Origin of the sequence: Ideonella aquatica, assembly GCF_018069755.1 — a bacterium.
In the GTDB taxonomy this organism is placed as follows: Bacteria; Pseudomonadota; Gammaproteobacteria; order Burkholderiales; family Burkholderiaceae_C; genus Ideonella; species Ideonella aquatica.
The window spans coordinates 20748-42185 of the sequence record NZ_JAGQDE010000031.1 but is presented as its reverse complement, the minus strand read 5'-3'; the positions used below and the strand labels follow the sequence as shown (position 1 = coordinate 42185).

Here is a 21438-nt window from a genome sequence, read left to right as displayed (position 1 = left end):
TGTCCATGGTTGCAGCTCCGTTGATCAACGAGGCCAATCGCCTCGCTATTCAACTTCGCACAACCCAATGCCGCGACCACCGTCTCAACGCATCGAGGTCGCCTACCGCGAGAGCGGTTTAGTCCACCTGGCCATTGCGGTCGCACGCCGCGGCCGAAGTCGAATGTCCAGTTACGGCGGCCGCTGACACTCGCCGCCGAGAAAAGAATGTCCGTCCCCAGTCTGTAGGCGGCGCTCAATCAGACCCGATTGCCGCCGTCGACTCCTCGGTGGCCTGATTCAACCCCACCGTACACCCCCACGGACACACCATCATCGCCACCCCCGCCCCGAAGTCCGTGCGCATCGGTCCTCGGTGCAGCCGCGCCCCTCGGCGCTGCAGTTCCTTCACCGCCACATCCAGATCGTCCACTTCCCAGTAAACGGTGGTGCCGCCAATGCCCCCCGGGCACTTGGCGTCCGCCGGGTGAAAGCCCAGCACCACGCCGCCCGGCCCGCGGACGAAGGCGAACTGGGGGTTCTCGTGGCCGACCGTGCTGCCCAGCAGGTCGGCCCACCAGGCCGCGGCGGCGTCGATGTCGGCCACGAAGAAGATGACCGACTCGACGGCGCGCAGCATCATGGTGTGGCGGTCTTGGCGCGCACCCGGTTGACCATGAACTGGGCGGCCTGCAGCAGGTGGCCGCGCACCAGGGCTTCGGCGCGGTCGCCGTTGCCGGTGGCGATGGCGTCCAGGATCTCGGCGTGCTGGTCCCAGATGTCGCGCGGCTTTTCGTCGCGGATCAGCACCTCGCCCATCACGCGCTGGGTGTAGGTGAGGTGGGTTTCCAGGGCCGGGGCGATCAGCGGGTTGCCGGACAGGCCGTAGATGAACTCGTGGAACTTCATGTCCGCGGCGATCAGCTTGGCCACCGAGCCCGCGGCCACGGCCTTGCGCCCGGCCTCGATCAGCGCGGGGCCGGCCTTGGCGGCGCGCTCGGCGCCCAGCTCGGCGGCGCGGCGGGCGGCCAGGCCTTCGATGGCGGCGCGGATGTCGTACATGTGCTGCACGTGGTTGGGGTCCAGCGGCGCCACCAGCAGGCCGCGGCCGGGGGCGTCATGCAGCACGCCCTGGTTGCGCAGCAGCACCAGCGCCTGCTGCACCGGCTGGCGCGACACGCCCAGCGCCTGCGCCAGCTGCTCCTGGATGATGCGGTCGCCGGGCGCGAAATGGCCGGCGGCGATTTCCTCGAGGATGGCGTCGCGCACCTGCTCGACAAGGTTGGGCTGGGTGGTCAGGGGCTTCATGTTGAATGCCGAATCCGGAATGCCACGCCAGTGTAGCGGTCTGGGTCTGTGGCGGCTCAGGCGGCCTGGGGGGTGCGCAGCAGGCGGTGCAGGATCTTGCCGGTGGCCGTGCGCGGCATTTGTTCCTCACTCACGAAGCGCACCGACTGCGGCCGCTTGTAGCCGGCCATGCGCGGGCGGCACCAGTCCAGCAGCTCGGCCTCGGTGAGGGCGGTGCCCTGATGCAGCACCACCACGGCGTGCACGGCCTCACCCCACTTGTCGTGCGGCACGCCCACCACGGCGATGTCCTTGATGGCGGGGTGCGCGCCCAGCACGCTTTCCACCTCGGACGGGTAGACGTTCTCGCCGCCGCTGATGATCATGTTGCTCTTGCGGTCGACCAGGTGGATGTAGCCGTCGGCGTCGCGCCGGGCCATGTCGCCCACCGAGCACCAGGGTCCGCGGAAGGCTTCCGCCGTCTTCTCGGGGTTCTTCCAGTAGCCGTCGAAGACATAGGCGGTGCGCGAGAAGAGCTCGCCCACCTCGCCGTCGGGCACCTCGTGGCCATCGGCGTCGAGCAGGCGGATGGCGCCCGAGCCGGCCCACTCGCGGCCCACCGAGCCCAGGCGGTCGATCTGTTCCTCGGGGCGCAGCAGCGTGACCCAGCCGGCCTCGGTGCTGCCGTACAGCTCATAGAGCTGGCCGTTGCGGAAGTGGTCGAGGATGGCCAGCTTGGTGTCCTTGCGCGCGGGGGCGGACGAGATCATCAGCTTCTCCACCCGGCTCACGTCGTGGCGCGCCTTCACCTCGGGCGGCAGGCCCAGCATCATGATGTAGTGGGTGGGCACCAGTGACGTGAAGGTGATGCGCTCACGCGCCAGCGTGGCCAGCAGGGCCTCGGGGTCGAAGCTGCGGCGGTCGTCGATCACGCAGGTGGCGCCCAGGTGCACGAAGGTGTGGCTGAAGTACAGCGAGTTGGCGTGGCACATGGGCATCACCAGCAGCGCGGTGTCGTCGCGCGTGAAGCGCATTTCCAGCGCGGTGGCCAGCGCGATCAGCGTGCTGCCCTCGTGGCTGCGGATCGCGCCCTTGGGCTTGCCGGTGGTGCCCGAGGTGTACATCAGCGCGCTGGGGTCGCCCGGCGCCACGGCCACCGTGGGGGCGGCGGGGCGGGCGGCGCCGATCAGGCCCTCGTAGCTGCGCCAGCCGGCCGGCAGAGTGGGGCCGAAGGCGATGTAGCCGTCGGCCGGCACCGGCAGCTCGGCGCGCACCGGGTCGACCCGGTCGGTCAGCTCGTCCTGGGCAATCAGCGCGCGGGCCTCGGCGTGCTGCACGATGTAGGCGATCTCGGGCGCGGTGAGGCGGAAGTTGATGGGCACCGCCACCAGGCCGGCGGCAGCCAGGCCGGCGTACAGCTCCATCCACTCGGCGCTGTTGTACGCCAGCAGGGCCACGCGGTCGCCCTTGGCCAGGCCCAGGCCCAGCAGGGCGTTGGCCAGGCGGCAGGCGCGTTCGTGCCACTGGGCGTAGCTCAGGCTGCGGCGCGAGTCGCGCACGGCCAGCTTGTGGGGGGTGAGGCGGGCGTGGGTGGCCACGGCGTCGGCCAGGGTCAGCAGGTGGTTCATGGGCTTCTCCGTCGATGGTGCGATTCTCCGAACTCTGAATTCAAAATGCATTCGGGGAATCCCTGGCTTTTGCACTCTGAATTCAGAGTGCTACAGTCCGGGGACCGTTCCACAGGGCCCCACCATGAGCACTCCCACCGTCACTGAAGACAGCGCCGCCGCGCTGATCGCCCGCTTCCTGAAGGCCCGCGGCGTGGACCGCGTGTTCGCGCTGTGCGGCGGCCACATCATGCCCACCTGGATGCGGCTGGACGCCGAGGGCATCCGCATCATCGACGTGCGCGACGAGCGCGCCGCCGTCTACATGGCGCACGCCCACGCCGAGCTGACCGGCGGTCTGGGCGTGGCCCTGGTCACCGCCGGCCCCGGCGTGACGAATGCGATGACCGGCCTGGCCAACGCCCATGTGGCGCGGGCACCGGTGCTGGTGCTGTCGGGCACGCCGCCGCGGGCGCAGGAGCACCGCGGCGCGCTGCAGGACATGAACCACTGCGCCTTCGTGGCACCGCTCACCCGCTTCGCCCGCACCGTGCGCGAGCCCGACCTGCTGCTGAGCGCGCTGGACGAGGCCGTGGCCCGCGCGCTGGGCCAGGGCGGCGAGCCCGGCCCGGTGTTCGTGGACGTGCCGGTGGATGTGCTGCGCGCGCGGGTCTCGCCCGCGGTGCAGCTGCCCGAGCTGTTCAACCCGCCGCCCGCCACCGTGGCCGGGCCCGACCAGGCCGCGGTGCAGCGCGCGGTGGATGTGCTGTGGTCGGCCAAGCGCCCGCTGGTGATCAGCGGCCGCGGCGCGCGCCGCGCCGGCCCCGAGCTGGTGGCGCTGCTCGACCGCCTGGGCGCCGTCTACCTGGACACCGGCGAGAGCCGCGGCCTGGTGCCCGAGTCGCACCCCGGCGTGGTGGCCGCGATGCGCGGCGCGGTGATGCAGCAGGCCGATGTGGTGCTCACGCTGGGCCGGCGGCTGGACTTCCAGCTGGCCTATGGCTCGCCCGCGGTGTTTGGGCAGGCGCGCTTCGTGCGCATCGCCGACTGCGCCGCGGAACTGCGCGACAACCGCCGCGGCGCCGCCGAGCTGCTGGCCGACCCGGCCGAGGCGCTGCGCGCGCTGCTTCAGGCCGCGGGCGAGCGCGCCCCCGCCACCGACCGCGTCTGGGCCGCCGGCCTGCGCGAGCAGCACGTGGCCCGCTCCACCAAGCTGCTGCAGACGATGGCCGCCGCGCCCGCCGGCCGCGACGGCCGCATGCACCCCAACCGCGTGATCGCCGCGCTGCGCGAGGCCCTGCCCACCGACACCGTGGTAGTGGCCGATGGCGGTGACTTCCTCAGCTTCGCCCGTGTGGGCCTGCCGGCCGACACCTACCTCGATCCCGGCTCGCTGGGCTGCATCGGCGTGGGCACGCCCTTTGGCGTGGCCGCGGCGCTGGCCTGCCCGGGCCGGCGGGTGCTGGTGGCCACCGGCGACGGCTCCTTCGGCTTCAACGCGATGGAGCTGGACACCGCCGTGCGCCACCGCGTGCCGGTGCTGGTGGTGGTGGCCAACAACGGCAGCTGGGCGATCGAGGTGCGCGACCAGCAGGAGACCCATGGCAAGGTGGTGGGCACGCACCTGCAGTTTGCCGACCACGCGATGCTGGCGCGGGCGCTGGGCGCCCACGGCGAGCGGGTGGAGCGCGCCGAGGACCTGCCCGCCGCCATCGCCCGCGCGCTGGCCGCGCTGGATGCCGGCGGCCCGGCGCTGCTGGACGTGGTGGTGACGCCCGAGGCGGCATCATCCGACGCCAAGTCCGGCCTGGCCTGGGTGCCCGACCTGCAACCGCTGGCCGCCTGGGACGAGGCCGAGGCGCGCTGGCGCGCCGCTTCCTGATGCTTTGCAAGGACCTCCGATGATCGACTTTTCCCTTCCGCCCGCGCTGGCCGAACTGCAGGCGCGCGTGCGCCGCTTCATCGACGAGCAGGTGATTCCGCTCGAAGCCGACCCGCGCCAGGGCGCCCACGGCCCCGAGCCGGCGCTGCGCGACGAACTGGTGGCCCGCGCCCGCGCCGCCGGCCTGTTGACGCCGCACGTCGCGCGCGACTTTGGCGGCCTGGACCTGGGCCATGTGGAGCGCGCGGTGGTGTTTGAAGAGGCCGGCACCTCGCTGCTGGGCCCGGTGGCGCTGAACGTGTTCGCGCCCGACGAGGGCAACATGCACCTGCTGCAGGAGGTGGCCACACCCACGCAGCAGGAACGCTGGCTGCGCCCGATGGCAGCCGGCACGCTGCGCTCGTGCTTTGCGATGACCGAGCCGGCACCGGGCGCCGGCTCCGACCCGTCGATGCTGGCCACGACCGCCCGGCCCGACGGCGAGCACTTCGTGATCGATGGCCGCAAGTGGTTCATCACCGGCGCCGACGGCGCGGGCGTGGCCATCATCATGGCGATGGTGCCGGGGGCAGGGGCGACGATGTTCCTGTCGCCGATGGACGCGCCCGGGATCGTTCTGGAGCGCAACATGGACACGCTGGACCGCTGCTTCCCCGGCGGCCATGGCGTACTGCGCTTCGAGGGCCTGCGCGTGCACCGCGACGACGTGCTGGGCGAGGTGGGCAAGGGCTTCCACTACGCGCAGGTGCGGCTGTCGCCGGCGCGGCTGACGCACTGCATGCGCTGGCTGGGCGCGGCGCGCCGCGCGCACGAGGTGGCCAGCGCCTATGCGCGCGAACGCCAGGCCTTTGGCCAGGCGATCGGCCGCCACGAGGGCGTGGGCTTCATGCTGGCCGACAACGCGATGGACCTGCACCTGGCCCGCCTGACCACCTGGCAGGCCGCGTGGGTGCTGGACCAGGGCGAGCTGGGACTGGCCGAGTCCAGCCGCGCCAAGGTGATCGTCTCGGAATCCGTGTGGCGCGTGGCCGACCGCTGCGTGCAGGTGCTGGGCGGGCAGGGCACCACGTCGGAGACCGTGGTGGCGCGCATCTTCGCCGACATGCGCGCCTTCCGCATCTACGACGGCCCGTCCGAGGTGCACCGCTGGAGCCTGGCCAAGCGCATCATGAAGGGGCTGCCGGCGTGAGCGATCTGTTTTCTCTGGCTGGCCGCACCGCGCTGGTGACGGGTGCCTCCAGCGGCCTGGGCTGGCATTTCGCGCGCACGCTGGCCGCGGCCGGCGCAGCGGTGGTGGTGGCCGCGCGGCGCACCGACCGGCTGGCGGCGCTGGTCGATGAGATCGCCGCGGCTGGGGGCAGCGCCTTCGCGGTGGCGATGGACGTGACCGATGCGGCGTCAGTGCGCGATGCGCTGGGTGCCATCGCCGCCTGGCGCGCGGTGCCGGACCTGCTGGTCTGCAATGCGGGCGTGGCGGTGTCCCGGCCGCTGCTGGAGCAGACCGAGGCCGACTACGACCGGGTGCTGGACACCAACCTCAAGGGCGCCTGGCTGGTGGGCCAGGAGACCGCGCGCCGGCTGGCGGCGGCGGGGCGCGGCGGCGGCATCATCCACATCGCGTCGATCACCGGCGAGCGGGTGGCCGGCGGCGTGGCGCCCTACTGCGCCTCGAAAGCCGCGCGGTTGCAACTGACCAAGGCCATGGCGCTGGAGCTGGCGCCCCACGGCATTCGCGTCAACGCGCTGGCGCCGGGCTACATCGCCACGGAGCTGAACCGCGACTTCCTGGCCAGCCCGGCCGGCCAGCGCCTGATGGCACGCATCCCGCAGAAGCGCTTTGGCACGCCGGCCGACCTGGACGGCCCGCTGCTGCTGCTGGCGGGCGAGGGCGGCCGCTTCATGACCGGCAGCGTGCTGGCCGTTGATGGCGGGCACCTGGTGGGCAGCCTGTGAAGGACCCGCGATGAGCCCCGACGAGCAACAGCGCCTGGCCGACTGGCTGCGCACCCAGGTGGCGCCATTCGACGGCCCGCTGAGGCTGTCCACCTTGGCCGGCGGCCAGTCCAACCCGACCTACCGGGTGGAGGCCGGCGCGCACCGCTGGGTGCTGCGCCGCAAGCCGCCGGGCGTGCTGCTGGCCTCGGCCCATGCGGTGGACCGCGAGTACCGCGTGATGGCGGCGCTGGCCGGCCACGGCGTGCCGGTGCCGCGCATGTGGGCGCTGTGCGAGGACGATACGGTGATCGGCTCCACCTTCGTGGTGATGGAGCTGGTGGACGGCCGCGTCTTCGTGGACCCGGCGCTGCCCGGAATGGCTGCTGACGAACGCGCCGCCGTCTATGCGGCGATGGCCGACGCGCTGGCCGCGATCCACCGCGTGGATGTGGCCGCCGCCGGCCTGAGCGGCCACGGCAAGCCACAGCAGTACCTGTCGCGGCAGATCGCCCGCTGGACCCGCCAGTACCGCGACAGCCAGACCGAGGACATCGCGCCGATGGAGGCGCTGATCGACTGGTTGCCGGCCCACCTGCCCGCCGGCCTGGACGAGCACCCCGGCGCGCTGGTGCATGGCGACTTCCGGCTGGACAACCTGATCTTCCACCCCACCGAGCCGCGCGTGCTGGCGGTGATCGACTGGGAGCTGTCCACGCTGGGCCACCCCTGGGCCGACCTGAGCTACCACCTGATGGCCTGGCGCGTCGCGCCCGACGAGTTCCGCGGCCTGAAGGGCCACGACCTGGCCGCGCTGGGCATTCCCGACGAGGCCGCGCACCTGGCGCGCTACCTGGGCGGCCGGCCCGGCCCCGACGCGGCCACGATGGACTGGCTGATGGCCTTCAACATGTTCCGCATGGCGGCCATCCTGCAGGGCATCCTGGCGCGCGCGCGCCAGGGCAATGCCGCCGCCGCCGATGCCCAGGCCACCGGCGCCCGCGCGCGCCGCATGGCCGAGGCCGGCTGGCGCCAGGTGCGCGGTTGATGTCCACGCTGCTGGGCATCCTGGGCGTGACCACGCCCTTCTTCGGCCTGGTGCTGGCCGGCTGGTGGATGACGCGCCGCGGCCTGCTGGCGCTGGAGGCGATCCCTGGGTTGAACGGCTTCGTGCTGTTCTTCGCCCTGCCCTGCATGCTGCTGCGCTTCAGCGCGGTCACGCCGATCGCCCAGCTGCTGGACGGCGCGGTGGTGGCGGTCTACCTGGGCTGTGCGGCGCTGATGAGCGCGCTGGCGGTGGCGCTGGCCCGGCTGCAAGGGCAGCGCTGGCCGGATGCCGCCTTCGGCACGCTGCTGGCGGTGTTCCCCAACAGCGGCTTCATGGGCGTGCCGCTGCTGGTGGCGCTGCTCGGGCCACGGGCCGCGGCACCGTCGATCGTGGCATTGGCCCTGGACATGGTGCTGACCAGTTCGCTGTGCATTGCGCTGTCGCAGCTGGGTCACCCGGGTGGCGTACGGCCGGCGCTGGCGCGCGCGCTGCGCGGCATGGCGGTCAACCCGCTGCCCTGGGCGATTGCCGGCGGCACGCTGCTGTCGGCGCTGGGCTGGCGGCCACCCACGCCGGTGTGGCGCATCGTCGAGCTGCTGGCCGATGCCGCGTCGCCGGTGGCGCTGTTCGCGCTGGGCGGCATGCTGGCGCGTGGGCCGATGCAGCGCGCGCCGGGCGCGCCACGGCCCCCGGCCGCCTGGGACGTCGTGGCGCTCAAGCTGATCGTCCACCCGCTGGTGGTGCTGGCCGCCGGCTGGGCGGCGCGCGCCGCAGGCCTGCCGCTGGACCCGTTCGCCGCGGTGGTGCTGGTGCTGGTGGCCGCGCTGCCCAGCGCCAGCTACGTGCCCATCCTGGCCGGGCGGTACGGGGCCGAGCCGGGGCGGCTGGCGCAGGTGGTGCTGGTCAGCACCGTGGGCGCCTTCGCCAGCTTTGCGATGGCGGTCGCCTGGCTGCAGCCGGGCATGGGGCGTTGATGGGCGGGGTGCATCCAGACGGGCGCCCCCAGCGTATGCCACGATGCGCCGCCCGGCGCTGCCCCGGAGCCCTGCATGCCGCCCACCGTCACACCCACGATCGCCACCACCCGCATCGGCCGCTGGCCACCCGCTCTGCGGCGCGGCGCCGGCCTGCTGGCTGCGCTGGCCCTGCTGGGCGGGCTGCTGTGGGTGCTGGCGCTGGTGGCGCTGTGGTTCGGTCAGGAGCGGCTGCTGTTCCACCCGGTGCCGCTGGCCGACACGGTGGCGCTGTCGCGTGAGCCCGATGTCAGCGAGCGCTTCGTGGAGGTGCCCGGCGCGCGGATATCTGTGTTGGAGCTGCGCCGGCCGCGGCCGGACGGCGTGGTGTTCTTCCTGCACGGCAACAGCGGCCACCTGAAGGAGTGGTTCACCGACGGCGGCCCCTACCGGCGCGCCAATCTGGACCTGGTGATGATGGACTACCGCGGCTTTGGCAAGAGCAGCGGGCGCATTGCATCGCAGGCGCAGCTGCAGGCCGATGTCGAGGCGGTGTGGCAGTCGGTGGCGGCGCGCTATGCGGGGCTGCGGGTGATCGTCTACGGCCGCTCGCTGGGCAGCGGGCTGGCGGCGGCCTGGGCGGCGCAGCACCAGCCGGCGCTGACCGTGCTGGTGTCGCCCTACGAGAGCATGCAGGCGCTGGCCGCGCAGCACTACCCCTGGGTGCCCTCGGCCCTGCTGCGCTACCCGCTGCGCAGCGACCAGGCGCTGGCGCAGCAGGCACCGCAGGCGCGGCTGGTCGTGATCCCGGGCGCGGCGCACGACGATGTGCACCGCTTTGCCAGCTACCAGGCGGTGCTGGCGCGGGCCTTGTCGGCGCCGTAGTCAGGCGCGCGGCGGGGTCTGCAGGTGGCGCTGCAGGCCACGCTCACCGGCGCGCATCACGCGGGCATGGCGCCAGCGGATCAGCGGCGCCAGCCAGCGCATCCAGGGCCGCACCAGGTGCACCCGCCAGACGTGGGTGAGATGGGTGGCGCCACCCTCGCTGCGCAGCAGCCACAGGGCTTCGCCGTCCAGCGGGCCGCGTGTGCGGCCGCGCAGGCGCTGGTGGCGCACCCGCTCGATCGCCTCCACCTCGATCATCAGGCGGGCGGGCAGGCGGGTCGTCCAGGTGATGCCGCACACGCGCCCAACGCCGTCGGCCCCACCCTCGCGCAGCGTGCGCACCTGCCGCACCTGCGGCCACCAGCGGGGCCAGCCGCTGGGGTCGGCCAGGGCGGCCCAGACCGGCTCGACGGGCGCCTGCAGCCGCCAGTGGCTGACCAGGTCAAGGGGGTGGCGATTGGGCATGGCCGGCCATCAGTGGGGGGGTGCAGTGCGGCATACGCGGCGCGCGCCGGACCGGATGCTCAGCGGGTCCGCCCGCTTGACCCCACGCCGAACTCGGCCTTGAATCCAGACGCCGCCCTGCCCCGTAGGAGCGCCATGGACCCCACCGATGCCCGCGGCCGCCCCCGCCAGATCCGCCAGCGCCTGATGGAGCGCGTGGCCGACGCCGACGCCAGCCACCTGACGGTGCCGCTGGACCAGGGCCTGTGGCAGCCGTTCCTGGACGGCGTGCAGATCAAGGTGCTGCGCGAGCAGGACGAGGTGCTGTCCTACCTGCTGCGCCTGGCGCCGGGGGCCCGCCTGCCCCCCCACCGGCATCCGCAGGACGAGGAGTGCATCGTGATCGAGGGCTGCCTGCGCGTCGGCACGCTGCCGGCCTTCGGGCCCGGCAGCTACCACCTGGCCCACGGCGGCGCGCTGCATGCCACGATCAGCACCGACACCGGGGCCACGATCTTCCTGCGCGGCGCGGTGCCGCAGGCGGACCAGTTGCTGTAGCCGCATCGAGAGGCTTGCCGCATGAGCATGACCACCAGGCCGCCCGACGAAGAAGCCCAGGCACCGCCGCTGGACGACGACTGGCCCGACCCGGCTGACCTGGCGGCGGCCGATCTGGATGCGGCCGCGTCCGGCGCTGCGCTGGCCCGCGCCGGTGCGGCCGCCACCGCCACCGAGGAGCAGCTGGCCGCCTGGATCGCCGCCATCGCGCAGCAGGACGAACGCGCGCTGGTGGCGCTGTACGACGCCAGCTTCTCGCGCGTCTACGGTCTGGTGCGGCGCATCGTGCACAACACCGCGCTGGCCGAGGAGGTGGTGGAGGACGCCTACTTCCAGGTCTGGCGCCAGGCGCTGCGCTTCGACCCCGCGCGCGGCAAGGCGCTGACCTGGCTGCTGGCAATGGCGCGCTCGCGGGCGATCGACGCGCTGCGCCGCGAGGCCCGCTTCGCCCACGACCCGCTGGACGAGGAGGCGCCCGACCTGCCCGGCGAGCTGCCGCTGCAGGACGAGTTGCTGGACCTGGCGCGCCACCACGCCGACCTGCACCAGGCGCTGATGCGGCTGGGGGCGCAGCCGCGCCAGCTGGTGTCGCTGTCGTTCTTCCGCGGGCTCAGCCACCAGGAGATCGCCGACCAGATGGACCTGCCGCTGGGCACGGTGAAGTCGCAGATCTGGCGCGCCTTGCAGGCGCTGCGGGCTGCGCTGGGCGATGCGGGCACGCGCCTGCTGGCCTCCTGACTGCCACCACCCCACGCACCACCGACACTTCACGCTTCAGGACACTCCCGCCATGGCCTCCCGCCTTCCGCCGCCGCGCATCCTCCCCGCGCCCGACCCGATCGACCCCGCGCTGGCACCGCTGCTGGGTGAGCCCTTTGCCAGCGCCTGGTCGGCCGAACCGGGCGCGGCCCAGCCCCTGCGCAGCCGGCTGCAGGCGCGGCTGGCCGCGTCCAAGGCCGCCTCGGCGGCGATGGTCACCGCGCGCCTGCACCAGCTGGCCGCCGAGCAGCCCGCCGCGGGCGTGTCGCTGCGCACGCTGTACGCGGCGCCCAGCGACCGGCCGCTGCGCCCGGGCGAGCCGCTGCGCGCATGCCTGGTGGAGCTGGCGCCCGGCGCCCGCTGGCGCGGGCCGGACCCGGCGCTGCACCGCGAATGGCTGCTGCTGCGCGGCAGCGCCCAGGTGGGCGACACCCCGCTGGCGCTGCGCGATTACCGCGCCACGCCCGCCGGCTGGGCCGCCGAGGCGGTGCACAGCGCCGAAGGCGCGCTGCTCTTTCTGCGCGAATCCCAGCTGCCTGCGCCCGGCCTGGGCCAGCCGCTGACCGTGCGCGACACCGAGGCCGGCTGGCCGGCCTACGCACCGGGCATCTGCCGCCGCGTGCTGTGGCAGGACCAGGGCCAGGCGGCGCTGCTCTACCTGGCCGAGCCCGGCGCGTCGGTGCCGCAGCACAGCCACGGCCACGACGAGGAATGCCTGATGGTGCAGGGCGAGCTGTTCCTGGACGACCTGCTGCTGCAGGAAGGCGACTACCAGCTGGCGCCGGCGGGCACCGGCCACCGCATCACCGAGACCGACACCGGCGTGGTGATCTACGCCCACGGCGACCTGGACCTGCGCTTCACCGGCTGAAGCCGCCGCCGTGCTGGCGGGCGGCTCACTCGCTGATCACCGGCAGACCCGGACAGGTGGCGCGCGGCGCGCCATCGCCGACGAAGCTGGTCCACTCGGACGGCGACAGGTTGCGGCTCAGCCGCTCGCAGGCCAGGGCCTGCAGGCGCTCGGGCCGCACGGGCCACAGGCGCACCAGGCGGCGTTCACCGACCCGGCTCAGCGTGGCCAGCCACTCGCTGCCCGGGTCCATCCAGACCCCGTGGATGCCGCCCTCGGCGGCCAGCGACACGCGGGTGTGCTCGCGCTGGTCGTCCACCTGCCAGACACGCAGCGTGTGGCCGACCAGCGCCGTCGCCTCGGGCGAAGCAGCATCGGCGCTGGCGGCACCGGTGACGGTCACCAGCCAGCGGCCATCCTGGGTGAACGCAGCCCGCTGGATGAACCACTCATGGGGCAGCCAGGCCAGCGCGGGGCCACTGGCCGCGGGCGAGAGCGCCGCCGTCTGGACCACGCCGCCACCGGTGTGCTCGTCCGAGCCCCGAAGCCACCAGCGGCGGTCGGCGCTGTGCGCCAGCAGCGTGTCCTCGGGCACCTGCACCGTGTCGGCGTCGTCCCCGGCGGCGCGCAGCAATTGGCCCTCGGACGACACACCGGTCACCCGCTCGCCAGGGGCCAGTACCGCGGCCAGGCGGTCGCCCTGCGCATGCAGCGCGCGGCGCAGCACGGCGTCGGCCGCCAGGCCGGGGTGCAGGCGCAGCGATTCGAGGGCCAGCAAGGCGCTGCGTTCGATGTCGGGCCGCAGGTCACCGTCGGCCACCTCGGGCGCGGTGGCCTGCGCCAAGGCCAGCTGCGCGATGGCGGCCAGGCGCTCCGCGCGTGACACGCGCAGCTCGCGCTCGGCGCGTTGCCATTGCAACAGCGCGACCGCCGTCAGTGCGGCGAACACCACGGCCAGAAGCGCGGCGCCGATGGCCAGGCGAGCCCACTGGCGCCGACGCCGCTCCTCGTCGCGCCGGCGCAGGTCGTCCAGACGCACCTCGTTCGGGCCCTGGCTCAGCAGGCCGGCCATCAGCTTGAGCAGGGCCAAGCGCCGGGTCTCGCGGGGTGCGATGCCTTCCACCGGAGACAGATTGGCGGCCAGCGGCTCGGCGTGCTGGCGGTCCAGCGCCGCCGGAAAGCTCTCGGTGGGTGTGCCCTCGATCAGCAGCGTGAAGATGCGATCGCCGCGACCCAGCGCTCGGAAGCGCTGAACTTCTTCGTTGACCCAGTGCGAGCCCGGCGTACGCGGCGAGCACACCACGACCAGCGCGTCGGAACGCCGCAGCGCGCTGTCGATGGCAGCGCTCAGGTCGGTCGACGCGGCGAGCTCTTCGTCGTCGCGGAACACCCGCCCCAGGCGCTCGCGCACCCCTGCCGCCACCAGCGGCGACGGGACGCGGTAGGTTTCCAGCGCGCCATGCAGCCAGCGCGCCACCGAGCGGTCGGGCTCAACGTGGCGGTAGCTGATGAAGGCGGCAAAGGAGGGGCGGTCGTCGGCAGGCATGGTCGCGGCAGCGGGCCATGATGCGCCGCTGGCCCGCCCGACGTCCACCGCATCCGGCGCGATGCGTCATCAACCCGGTGGGCAGCTGGGTCATTTTCTGAATTTTCACAAATTTCTGAAAATTCAAGCAGACTTGCCGCATGTCAAGTTTGTCGCCCCTGGTCCGCAGCTTCGTGTCCCACTTCGGCGAGATGGGCAGCCGCTGGGGCATCAACCGCACGGTCGGCCAGATCTATGCGCTGATCTATGTGTCGCAGCGGCCGCTGAACGCCGACGAGATCGGTGAGCACCTGGAGTTCAGCCGCAGCAACGTCAGCATGGGCCTGAAGGAGCTGCAGGCCTGGCGCCTGGTGCAGTTGCGCCACCTGCCCGGTGACCGGCGCGAGTACTTCGAGGCGCCGGGCGACGCCTGGGAGGTGTTCCGCACGCTGGCCGAGGAGCGCCGCCGCCGCGAGATCGAGCCCACGCTGTCGATGCTGCGCAATGCGCTGCTGGAAGAGCCCACCACCGACGAGGACCGCCACGCCCAGCAGCGCATGAAGGGCATGCATGACCTGATCGAGCTGATGACCACCTGGTTCGACGACGTGCAGAAGCTGGACGCCGCCACGCTGGGCCAATTGATGAAGATGGGCGCCCAGGTGCAGCGCGTGCTGGCGCTGAAGGACCGGCTCCAGGGCAAGGCCGCCCGCAACCCCTGAGGACACATCCGATGGACGCCCTGCTCCTGGCGCGCATGCAGTTTGCCGCCAACATCACCTTCCACATCCTGTTTCCCACCATCAGCATCGCGCTGTGCTGGGTGCTGCTGTTCTTCCGCCTGCGCTGGCTGCGCACCCAGGACAGCGCCTGGCTGGGCGCCTACCGCTTCTGGACCAAGGTGTTTGCGCTGACCTTTGCGCTGGGCGTGGTCAGCGGCATCGTGATGAGCTTCCAGTTCGGCACCAACTGGCCGGGCTTCATGGAGCGCGCCGGCAACGTGGCCGGGCCGCTGCTGGGCTACGAGGTGCTGAGCGCCTTCTTCCTGGAAGCCACCTTCCTGGGCGTGATGCTGTTCGGCCATGGCCGGGTCAGCGAGCGGGTGCACCTGCTGGCCACCGCCCTGGTGGCCTTTGGCACCACGATGAGCGCCTTCTGGATCCTGGCGCTGAACTCCTGGATGCAGACGCCGGCCGGGGTGGAACTGCGCGACGGCGCGTTCTTCGTGACCAGCTGGTGGGAGGTGATCTTCAACCCCAGCTTCCCCTACCGGCTGACCCACATGCTGCTGGCCAGCGGGCTGACGGTGGCCTTCCTGCTGAGCGGCCTGAGCGCCTGGCAGCTGCTGCGCCGCCAGGCCAACGCCAGCACGCCCAAGGTGCTGCGCGTGGGCCTGACGCTGGGCGCGGTGCTGATCCCGCTGCAGATCGCCGCGGGTGACCTGCACGGCCTGAACACGCTGGAACACCAGCCCGCCAAGCTGGCCGCGATGGAGGGCGTGTGGCGCACCGAGCGCGGCGCGCCGCTGCTGCTGTTCGCCTGGCCGGACGAGGCCGCGCGCGAGAACCGCTATGCCGTGGGCATTCCCAAGGGCGCCAGCCTGATCCTGCGCCACAGCACCGATGGTGAAATCCGCGGGCTGGAAGAGTTCGAGGGCGCCCACCCGCCGGTGGCGCCGGTGTTCTGGGCCTTCCGGGTGATGGTGGGCATGGGCGTGCTGATGCTGGGCTTCAGCTGGGCAGGGCTGTGGCTCTACCGGCGCCGCGCCTGGGTGGCCGAGCGCCTGCCGCGGCCGCTGCTGTGGGGCCTGAGCGGCATGGCCTTCAGCGGCTGGGTGGCCACGGTGGCGGGCTGGTACGTCACCGAGATCGGCCGCCAGCCCTTCATCGTCTATGGCCTGCTGCGCACATCGGAGGTGGCCAGCCAGGTGCCGCCGCCGCAGATCGCGCTGACGCTGGCGATGTACCTGACGCTGTATGCCGCGCTGCTGGTGTCGTATGTGGCGGTGCTGCTGCACATGGCCGGCAAGGGCGAAGCCGCGCTGGCGCCGCCGCGGCGGCCCGGGCAGCCTGGCCTGGAGGTGAACGCATGAACTGGGACACGCTGCTGCCCGTGGTCTTCCTGGGCCTGATGGGCGTGGCCATGCTGGCCTATGTGGTGCTGGACGGCTACGACCTGGGTGTGGGCATGCTGCTGCCGCGCGCCACACCCGCCGAGCGCGACACGATGATCGCCAGCATCGGCCCCTTCTGGGACGCGAATGAGACCTGGCTGGTGCTGGGCGTGGGCATCCTGCTGATCGCCTTTCCGAAGGCGCACGGCATGGTGCTGCAGGCGCTGTACCTGCCGGTGGCGCTGATGCTGGTGGGCCTGGTGCTGCGTGGCGTGGCCTTTGACTTTCGCGCCAAGGCGCAGGACCCCTGGAAGCCGGCCTGGAACGCCGCCTTCTTCGCCGGCAGCGCACTGGCCGCCGCCACCCAGGGCTGGATGCTGGGCCGCTACATCACCGGCCTGAGCGACACGCCGCTGTCCACGCTGTTCGCCGCGGCCATCGCGCTGCTGCTGCCGGCCGCCTATGTGCTGCTGGGCGCGGCCTGGCTGATCCTGAAGACCGAGGGCGAGTTGCAGCGCCGCGCCGTGCGCTGGGCGAAGATCGCCTGGCCGCCGGTGGTGCTGGGCATGGGCCTGGTGTCGCTGGCCACGCCGCTGGTCAGCCCCACAGTGCGCGCACGCTGGTTCGCGATGCCCGAGCTGATCGCGCTGCTGCCGATTCCGCTGACCACCTTGGCCGCACTGGTGGCGGCGCGCGTGGTGCTCAACAGCCGCCTGGTGCTGGACCGCCTGGCCTGGCTGCCGTTCGCCGCCACGGTGGCGGTGTTTGGCCTGGGCGCCACCGGCCTGGCCTACAGCCTGTTCCCCTACGTGGTGATGGACCGGCTGACGGTGTGGCAGGCGGCCAGCGCCACCGAATCGCTGGCAGTGATCGCCATCGGCTGCGCGATCACCGTGCCGGCGATCGCTGGCTACACGGTGTTCTCGTACCGCGTGTTCCGCGGCAAGGCCCAGGCGCTGAGTTACGCCTGAGGCGCACTCACCTCGACCACCGGCTGGAAGCCGCCGAAGATCATCCGCTTGCCGTCAAAGGGCATGGGCGGGTTGCCCGGGGTGTTGGGGTCCATCCGCGGGTCCTCAAGCATCTTCTTCATGCCGGCGTCGCGGGTGGCCTTGTCGGGCCACTCCACCCATGAAAAAGCCACGGTTTCGTCGGCCGTGGCCTGAACGGCGCGGCGGAAATCGGTGAGTTGGCCGTCAGGGACGTCGTCGCCCCAGCACTCCATCACGCGCAGCGCACCCAGTTCCAGGAACAGGGCGTCGAAATGCTGGGCATGGTCGATGAAGGCCTGCCGATTGGCGGTGGGCACCGCGATCACGAAGCCGTCGATGTAGGACATGGTTGAACTCCTGGGGTGTGGATCGGGTGACGCTTGCATGATGCACGACGAACGACGCAGCGCTGGCTAGACTCCCCAGGTGCCTGCCCTACTTTCGGCCGATCACCACCCATACCTCTTTGTCGGCGGGATCGGCGTAGGTGATTGCTGGCAACCCACCGGGGTCCGACGCGTCGGTCACCCAGATCACTTCAGCGGCTTCCAGACCCGAGACCTGAAAGCCATTGACAGTCAGCTCGGCAACCTTCTTGTCGGCCGTCGCCCGATCGCGGGTCAGTTCGATACGCATTCGCTTCATGGTCTATTCCTCAAAGTTTGTCCAACGTGCTGAACAGCCGCGCAGCGATGCCAGGCGGTGCATTCTTCAGATGGTCCTGCAACTCGTCACGGGTCTTCAGGCTCTTGATCAGGGTCTTCTCGCCATCGCTGAGTTCGCTCGCTGGGGTTTTTGCCAGCAAGCTGTCGCGCAAGGCCGGATCGACTAGGCCGTCGGTCTTGGACAGCTTGATCGATACCACATCAGCCTGTCTGTGCTGAGTTGCCACCACGGAGTTGGCCGCCCGAATGGTGGCGGAATCAGGGGCGGACGCCGAAGCCCCGACGGCCGCAGCGCCACCGTACTGGGCCAGAAGCCTAGCAGCCAGTCCGGTGGCGAAATACTGCGCCACCTTGGCCTGGACGCCAGCATTCTGGGCAGATCCTCCCATGTCGCCCGAGAACGTCGCTAGAACCGAGTAGGTGTCAGAGGCATTGGCGCCAGCTGCGCCGCCTTGCTCGCCCGTGGTGCCGACAAACATGGGGCATTTGTCACCGGTGCAGGCTGTGGGATTCCACTTGCCTTCGGCGGTCTTCGTGTTCGCCAGCAGGGGCATCCAGACGGCTTCCTGTCGCTTGTAGCCCAGGGTTGCGCCTAGCGAGCCGGTGGGCTCCTGGGACACGTCAAGCGCCACCCGCGTTGAGGTGCCGAAGATCATCGTGTTCGAATGATCCGGAGTGGCACACGCCGAAAGCAGCGCCGTCGTTGCCACCAGCAGTGTTCGGATTGCCGGGTTCAGTTTGATCGGATGAGACACGAGTCCTCCCTTCTGAGCTGCCGCAGCAGCGTTTCGGCATGCCCCCACTCTTCGGGCGCCCGCACGAAGAGCACCACATGGCAGTTCAGCGGAATGCTGACCACCTCGTCGTTCAAATAGCCCAGGCTGAGGCCAGAGTCGACACGCAGGCCGAGTGTTGAGTAGCTGTGGCGCCGGACCCTGGAAGCGGCGGACGCCTGACTAGACTCCTCGGCAGCTCGGACCTTGACGATGCCTACATAGGTACGGCTGCCATTGAGGGCGTCCGGCGCATCGACATAGAGCGTCGTACAGGCCGAGCACAGTGTTGCCACCATCACCAGGGTCACGGCCAGCGGCGAAGCGCCCCCGGCACTCATTGGGCAGAGACCAAGGGCGCAGACCTCAGGTAGCCGCTAGCCACCCAGCCGATGTTCGGTGCGGAAACCTCGGCCTCGACCTGCAACCACCCGTCGGTGTTGCCCGATCGCGCGATCACCATCGTGTTCTGAACCAGCGGGGCGCGTACCAGCTGATACTGAACGCCAGGCCCGCTTCGCAGGTTCAGCCGGTCCGCGCTGACAAAGAGTCGCTGTCCCATGGCGTCGTCGCCAGCGCGCCCAATCGCGCGCGAAGTCATGCGGCGCATCGGGAACGCCGGACCGGGGTCGACCTTGCGTTCTGGCGCGATGTCGTCGTGTCCCACCACCTCGCTCAGACCGAAGCTCGCGACGAGAAGCTGCGCCAACTGAGCACAGGTCTCGATCTGTTCGGATGTGTAGGCGTGCCAGTAGCGATGCGGCTCGGCGGTGTTCTTGTGCCGGACCTCGACCACACGGTCGGCAGAGACCTGTTGTGAGCCATCGCTGGTTGTGAAGCCACCGTCCGCGCGCCTGAGCAGATAGCCGTGGTTGACCACCTCGATGCCAATCGAGTGCGAATTCAAATCTGTGAACCCGCGCCAGAAGCTGGTCCCCGCATGCCATGCTCGTTGATTGAAGGGCACGAACTGGACAACCGAGCCGTCTTCATCGACGAGCAGATGCGCCGAGACGCGATTGGCCCCGTACCCATCGAGGAAGGTCCGGCGGGCGGCGTCGAATGAGCACGCGGTGTAGTGAAAGACCAGGAACTTGGGAACGATCGGGTGGGCGTTGATGTTCGGGCTGGCCTCGAAGGCCACCTCACGGCCGTTGTCGGATGTGCCCGCCAGAAGCTGAGACTGAATATTGAACATGGCGCTGCTCCGGCGGGTCAACCGACCGCGCCAGATACGGGCGTGGTCTGTCCTGTGGATGGCACCTGAGGTGCAGGCATGACAGGTGGCGGCGGCGGGGGTGTTGGCCCAGTCGGCGAGTCTGCCCCGGCGCGACCAAACTTGCCGGCCACGCCTTCAATGAAGTCCGCCCCCGCGTATCCGGCGGCAACCAGACCCAGAATGACCTCAGGAGGAACCGGCGCATGCTGAAGCTTGTCGTTCATCGTCAGCGCCGCCATCGCACCGGCGGTCGCACCGACCAGGGTGCTGACCAGCAAGCGGGACAGATCCAATGCTTCTGCCGGCTGTCCGGCCGACGTGCGGTTGGCACCAGCGAGTCCGGCGATGGCCCTCACCAGTTGGCCGACTGCACCCGCGACGGCCCCGACCACTAGCACCAGTAGCCATTCGGTGGAATTCATGCGCGACTCCCTGGGTTGTGAGATGGAGCCTATTGGAGGCTCGTCGGTCCCTGGGTGCATCCACAAGCTTGCGTACCGGGCAAACCGAAGCGCGAGCGGCAAGCTCGGCGGTTCCTTGCGTGGGACACCGGGGCGGGGTCAGGACATCAGGCACTGCACCGCTGGCGCGGCCGCATTGATGCGCGTGCCTGCCATCTCAGCGAAGCGCGTCCAGCCCGCCATTTGATCGGAGGACCCAGCAGCTACTGCGCCACGGTGTGGACAAAACTGTGGATGATGCTGGGGCAAGTTGGCACTTGTCCACAGTGGTTGGAGCACGCGCCCACTTGTTATCGGTGGCTCCCGGCGCCATCCATGGGCTCGCCCACAGGTTCAGGGGCGCAGCAAGTGCCTGTCGGGCCAACCGTTTCGGGCACTGTCCACAGCTCGGCGCCTCCTCTACTGCTACGACCAGTTTGATATTGAAGACATGGCGTGAATACCGGAGAGCAGCGCCAGGCGCCTCCGGCTCTCGAATTCCCGGGCCTGACCGGTCACCGGGTCGGTGAAGGCGATGCGCCGCGCCAGCAGCTGCAGCGGCGCGCTGAAGTCCTCGGCCTCACCGGCCGCGGGCGCCGGCTGCAGCACCGGGTAGATGCGGTCGCCGACGATGGGCAGGCCCAGCGCGTTCAGGTGCACGCGCAGCTGGTGGGTCTGGCCAGTCTGCGGGTGCAGGCGGTAGCGGGCCAGGTCGCCCAGGCGTTCGATCCGCTCGATGCGGGTGAGGGCGTTGGGTTCGCCAGGCACCTCGCGCACCACCATGAACTGCTCGGGGCAGGGCGCCAGGCGGGTGTGGCGGGTCAGCGGAAAGGCCAGATGGGGCCGGTCAGGCGCCAGCGCCTCATAGACCTTGGCCACGGCCCGCTCGCGGAACAGCGCCTGGTAGGCGCCGCGGTCCTGGGGGCGCAGGCTGAAGACGACCACGCCGGCGGTCTCGCGGTCCAGGCGGTGGATGGGCACCAGGGTGTCCCGACCCAGCTGGTGCTGCAGCCGGGCCAGCAGGGTCTCGCGGGCATGGCGGCCCTTGGGCGTCATCGCCAGGAAGTGCGGCTTGTCGACCACCAGCAGGTGGGCGTCCTGGAACAGGATCTCGGCCTGGAAGGGCACCGGCTGCTCGGCGGGCGGGGTGCGCCAGTACCAGAGCCGGGTGCCCGGGCGGTAGGCGGCGTCAGGCGGCACCGGCTGGCCGGTCTCGTCGAAGACCTCGCCCGCGGCCAGGCGCTCGGCCCATTCGGCGGTGCTGGCCTTGGGCAGGCGCCAGGCCAGGAAGGCCAGCACCGTGGGCCAGTCGCCGTGGGGCAAGGCCACCGCGCTGGCGCCCACGCCCTGGCGCGGCGGCGGCTTCCAGGCGGGGGCGGGGCGGCTCATGGCGGCATTCTGGCGCGCTGTCAACGCACAAGGCTGTGGACAGTGTGCTGAACAAGTCGGGCTTGTCCACAGGGCAGGGCCTTCAGCGCCGAGTTGTTGTTGCCCGACGGTGCGGCCGTCCCTGGGCCTGGACACAGG

24 protein-coding genes are annotated in these 21438 nt (G+C 71.2%); 12 read left to right on the top strand and 12 right to left on the bottom strand.

Features of this window, described 5'->3' with window-relative positions; all coding sequences use genetic code 11:
- Positions 1 to 235: 235 nt before the first annotated feature.
- From KAK06_RS21610 to KAK06_RS21600, 3 genes are read right to left on the bottom strand one after another with little or no spacing between them, the layout of a single operon-like run.
- Entirely contained in the window at positions 236 to 622 is a 387-nt protein-coding gene (locus KAK06_RS21610; protein WP_210804234.1) for a VOC family protein, read from the bottom strand.
- The gene (locus KAK06_RS21605) at positions 619 to 1287 is read right to left on the bottom strand and encodes a GntR family transcriptional regulator (protein ID WP_210804233.1); all 669 of its coding nucleotides are present in this window, start codon (positions 1285 to 1287) and stop codon (positions 619 to 621) included. Before KAK06_RS21605 ends, KAK06_RS21610 begins: the two co-directional genes overlap by 4 nt.
- Positions 1288 to 1343: 56 nt before the next feature.
- On the bottom strand, positions 1344 to 2894 hold the full coding sequence (locus KAK06_RS21600) for a class I adenylate-forming enzyme family protein (RefSeq protein WP_210804232.1): 1551 nt from the start codon (positions 2892 to 2894) through the stop codon (positions 1344 to 1346).
- 124 nt (positions 2895 to 3018) lie between these two features.
- Between KAK06_RS21600 and KAK06_RS21595 the strand changes: the two genes are divergently transcribed.
- The 6 genes from KAK06_RS21595 (at position 3019) to KAK06_RS21570 (ending at position 9573) form a co-directional block, all read left to right on the top strand.
- A complete protein-coding gene (locus KAK06_RS21595) occupies positions 3019 to 4755 on the top strand; it encodes a 2-hydroxyacyl-CoA lyase (RefSeq protein ID WP_210804231.1) in 1737 nt (578 codons plus the stop codon).
- A 22-nt stretch (positions 4756 to 4777) separates the two neighbouring features.
- On the top strand, positions 4778 to 5944 hold the full coding sequence (locus KAK06_RS21590) for an acyl-CoA dehydrogenase family protein (protein ID WP_210804238.1): 1167 nt from the start codon (positions 4778 to 4780) through the stop codon (positions 5942 to 5944).
- Positions 5941 to 6708 carry an SDR family oxidoreductase gene (locus tag KAK06_RS21585; protein ID WP_310741137.1) on the top strand — a complete coding sequence of 256 codons (768 nt, stop codon included), beginning with the start codon at positions 5941 to 5943 and terminating at the stop codon, positions 6706 to 6708. Before KAK06_RS21590 ends, KAK06_RS21585 begins: the two co-directional genes overlap by 4 nt.
- A gap of 10 nt (positions 6709 to 6718) precedes the next feature.
- The gene (locus KAK06_RS21580; protein ID WP_247653040.1) at positions 6719 to 7735 is read left to right on the top strand and encodes a phosphotransferase family protein; all 1017 of its coding nucleotides are present in this window, start codon (positions 6719 to 6721) and stop codon (positions 7733 to 7735) included.
- Between the two features lie 8 nt (positions 7736 to 7743).
- Positions 7744 to 8709 carry an AEC family transporter gene (locus tag KAK06_RS21575; RefSeq protein ID WP_210804235.1) on the top strand — a complete coding sequence of 322 codons (966 nt, stop codon included), beginning with the start codon at positions 7744 to 7746 and terminating at the stop codon, positions 8707 to 8709.
- 75 nt (positions 8710 to 8784) lie between these two features.
- Positions 8785 to 9573, top strand: a complete 789-nt coding sequence (locus KAK06_RS21570) for an alpha/beta hydrolase (RefSeq protein WP_210804228.1) — start codon at positions 8785 to 8787, stop codon at positions 9571 to 9573.
- Here the strand turns inward: KAK06_RS21570 and KAK06_RS21565 are convergent, their stop codons facing one another.
- Positions 9574 to 10038 carry an SRPBCC family protein gene (locus KAK06_RS21565; RefSeq protein WP_210804227.1) on the bottom strand — a complete coding sequence of 155 codons (465 nt, stop codon included), beginning with the start codon at positions 10036 to 10038 and terminating at the stop codon, positions 9574 to 9576.
- A gap of 135 nt (positions 10039 to 10173) precedes the next feature.
- Between KAK06_RS21565 and KAK06_RS21560 the strand changes: the two genes are divergently transcribed.
- The 3 genes from KAK06_RS21560 to KAK06_RS21550 are packed head-to-tail and all read left to right on the top strand — an operon-like array spanning position 10174 to position 12205.
- Positions 10174 to 10575: a cupin domain-containing protein gene (locus tag KAK06_RS21560; protein ID WP_210804226.1), complete on the top strand. Its 402-nt coding sequence runs from the start codon at positions 10174 to 10176 to the stop codon at positions 10573 to 10575.
- A gap of 21 nt (positions 10576 to 10596) precedes the next feature.
- Complete coding sequence (locus KAK06_RS21555) at positions 10597 to 11313, top strand: RNA polymerase sigma factor (protein ID WP_210804225.1); 717 nt, start codon at positions 10597 to 10599, stop codon at positions 11311 to 11313.
- 52 nt (positions 11314 to 11365) lie between these two features.
- Entirely contained in the window at positions 11366 to 12205 is an 840-nt protein-coding gene (locus KAK06_RS21550) for a cupin domain-containing protein (protein ID WP_210804224.1), read from the top strand.
- Positions 12206 to 12230: 25 nt separating this feature from the next.
- Here the strand turns inward: KAK06_RS21550 and KAK06_RS21545 are convergent, their stop codons facing one another.
- On the bottom strand, positions 12231 to 13730 hold the full coding sequence (locus tag KAK06_RS21545; protein WP_210804223.1) for a toll/interleukin-1 receptor domain-containing protein: 1500 nt from the start codon (positions 13728 to 13730) through the stop codon (positions 12231 to 12233).
- Between the two features lie 140 nt (positions 13731 to 13870).
- Between KAK06_RS21545 and KAK06_RS21540 the strand changes: the two genes are divergently transcribed.
- From KAK06_RS21540 to KAK06_RS21530, 3 genes are read left to right on the top strand one after another with little or no spacing between them, the layout of a single operon-like run.
- Positions 13871 to 14431, top strand: coding sequence for a GbsR/MarR family transcriptional regulator (locus KAK06_RS21540; RefSeq protein WP_210804221.1), 561 nt, complete (start codon positions 13871 to 13873; stop codon positions 14429 to 14431).
- Between the two features lie 11 nt (positions 14432 to 14442).
- Positions 14443 to 15801: a cytochrome ubiquinol oxidase subunit I gene (locus KAK06_RS21535; protein WP_210804220.1), complete on the top strand. Its 1359-nt coding sequence runs from the start codon at positions 14443 to 14445 to the stop codon at positions 15799 to 15801.
- Positions 15798 to 16793, top strand: a complete 996-nt coding sequence (locus KAK06_RS21530; protein WP_210804219.1) for a cytochrome d ubiquinol oxidase subunit II — start codon at positions 15798 to 15800, stop codon at positions 16791 to 16793. The genes KAK06_RS21535 and KAK06_RS21530 overlap by 4 nt, the downstream gene beginning before the upstream one ends.
- On the opposite strand, the gene KAK06_RS21525 is transcribed toward KAK06_RS21530, so the two are convergent.
- From KAK06_RS21525 to KAK06_RS21495, 7 genes are all read right to left on the bottom strand, one after another.
- A complete protein-coding gene (locus KAK06_RS21525; RefSeq protein ID WP_210804217.1) occupies positions 16784 to 17161 on the bottom strand; it encodes a DUF1428 domain-containing protein in 378 nt (125 codons plus the stop codon). The genes KAK06_RS21530 and KAK06_RS21525 overlap by 10 nt on opposite strands.
- An 88-nt stretch (positions 17162 to 17249) precedes the next feature.
- A complete protein-coding gene (locus KAK06_RS21520; RefSeq protein WP_210804216.1) occupies positions 17250 to 17450 on the bottom strand; it encodes a hypothetical protein in 201 nt (66 codons plus the stop codon).
- A gap of 19 nt (positions 17451 to 17469) precedes the next feature.
- The gene (locus KAK06_RS21515; RefSeq protein WP_210804215.1) at positions 17470 to 18234 is read right to left on the bottom strand and encodes a hypothetical protein; all 765 of its coding nucleotides are present in this window, start codon (positions 18232 to 18234) and stop codon (positions 17470 to 17472) included.
- Complete coding sequence (locus KAK06_RS21510) at positions 18213 to 18563, bottom strand: hypothetical protein (RefSeq protein WP_210804214.1); 351 nt, start codon at positions 18561 to 18563, stop codon at positions 18213 to 18215. Before KAK06_RS21510 ends, KAK06_RS21515 begins: the two co-directional genes overlap by 22 nt.
- A 26-nt stretch (positions 18564 to 18589) precedes the next feature.
- On the bottom strand, positions 18590 to 19450 hold the full coding sequence (locus tag KAK06_RS21505; protein ID WP_210804212.1) for an N-acetylmuramoyl-L-alanine amidase: 861 nt from the start codon (positions 19448 to 19450) through the stop codon (positions 18590 to 18592).
- 17 nt (positions 19451 to 19467) lie between these two features.
- Positions 19468 to 19893: a hypothetical protein gene (locus KAK06_RS21500; protein ID WP_210804211.1), complete on the bottom strand. Its 426-nt coding sequence runs from the start codon at positions 19891 to 19893 to the stop codon at positions 19468 to 19470.
- A 444-nt stretch (positions 19894 to 20337) separates the two neighbouring features.
- Complete coding sequence (locus KAK06_RS21495; protein WP_210804209.1) at positions 20338 to 21300, bottom strand: pseudouridine synthase; 963 nt, start codon at positions 21298 to 21300, stop codon at positions 20338 to 20340.
- Between the last annotated feature and the right edge of the window lie 138 nt (positions 21301 to 21438).